This window comes from Roseburia sp. AM59-24XD (assembly GCF_003478445.1).
Classification (GTDB): domain Bacteria; phylum Bacillota; class Clostridia; order Lachnospirales; family Lachnospiraceae; genus Jutongia.
Map to the genome: position 1 here is coordinate 1 of NZ_QUET01000069.1, position 1,549 is coordinate 1,549.

The 1,549-nt window shown below is 44.4% G+C and carries 1 protein-coding gene; it reads right to left on the reverse strand.

Annotated features, from left to right (window positions below):
• Positions 1-382: 382 nt before the first annotated feature.
• On the reverse strand, positions 383-1,501 hold the full coding sequence (locus DXA20_RS15885; RefSeq protein ID WP_118562101.1) for an IS110 family transposase: 1,119 nt from the start codon (positions 1,499-1,501) through the stop codon (positions 383-385).
• Positions 1,502-1,549: the final 48 nt, after the last annotated feature.

Below are 1,549 nucleotides of genomic sequence, written 5' to 3' on the forward strand. Positions count from 1 at the left end.
AAAAAAAATTAATTATTCTGTTTTCTGAAGGCACCCAGAAAGAGCTTCGGAGTATCAGTTCCCGGCATTGGCCACTCTGATATACGTGGATTGGTTACCTACAGGTCAATGGTCCGCCGTGAGCTCTGACTGTCTTCGCGCGTGGATCACAGCTTTTGCTGTGCCAACAAAGTTTGATCGCAGATAGCTCGAACCTTGAAATGGCCGAAACCCTTTCAGGATGTCTTCAGTTTTATGGTATAGTGCCATGTGTATGCGGCGTAAGCTGCCTTACACATGCTTAACTAACAATTATAACTGCACGGTGTTTAAGTCAAGGCTGCGTCAGCAACGCTGTACAGCGGCCCGGCCTTGACTTAAACAGGCTGCTGTTATATAAGTATCAGGCGATACGGTCAGTCATCATGCCCCATATGAAACAGACAAGTTCTCTTGTGATCGCTGTTTTTGCTACGTTATGTGTTTTTCTTTCCTGAAGAACCATTTTATAGTATTTACGCCTCAGTCTTTCGTTTGCTTTATCGGCATATGCGATAATCTCTGGGGGATTTCCGGACTGCCGTGCTTTTAATGCCTTAGATTTATAACCGATCTGTCCGCGAGCGTAACATTGTGCAGCTTCTGTCAACAGCAGGCGAAGATGCCGGTTTCCGGCCTTTGTGATGCCAAGTCTCGTCTGATCATCACCGCTGGAATCTTCACCGGGTACAAGCCCAAGATAGGATGCAAATTTTGAAGCAGCGGCAAAGCGGTGAAAATCACCAACCTCCACAAGTGTGGACAATGCAGTATGTGTTTTGATCCCAATGAAACAGCTTAGTTTTTTGACCGATTCATTGTATTCCGGTTTTGAAGCGATCTCCTCGATCCGGCTGTCCAGACGTTCCAGTTTATCTGTCAGCGTGGTATAGGTCAGCAGATACTCATCAAGAATCTCGCGATGCATACTATTTAGTTCCAGTTCCTTCAGCCATTTCAAATGAGATATTGTCCAATTGCTTTTTCCTCCATAAATATGACCATGACGCAGACAAAACGCAAGGATCTGCTGTTTTATCCTTTTTAATGCCAGCTTATGATCATTTCTCATTCTGAGATATTCTTTGGTTTCTTCATCTGTTGCAGTCGGTATATGCACTGCGCTGTAATTATGCTGTGCCAGGCATCTGGCAATGACCTCTGCGTCCCGCTTATCCGTTTTGATCCGTTTCCTGCTTCGCTGTTCCAGCATTGTTGTTGGTGCCAGGATCACACATTCCACATGATGTTCTGTAAGCTGGTGGTACAAAGTGTAGCCCAGACATCCGGCTTCATAGCCGCAGACAAATCGTGCATCATCCCCATAAACAGTACGGAGAAATTCAAGATACTTTAACACTTTTTTGTAATCCACTTCCGTTCGTTGGAAGTGTGAGGCTTTTTCTGCCTCGATTGTGTACGAGCAAAGTGTAAAACTTGATTTGTGAACGTCCATTCCCACATAAATTGTGTTATAATACATTTGGTGACCTCCTTTTGTATGCGGTAATCCCTGTTACCATTGTTTTTT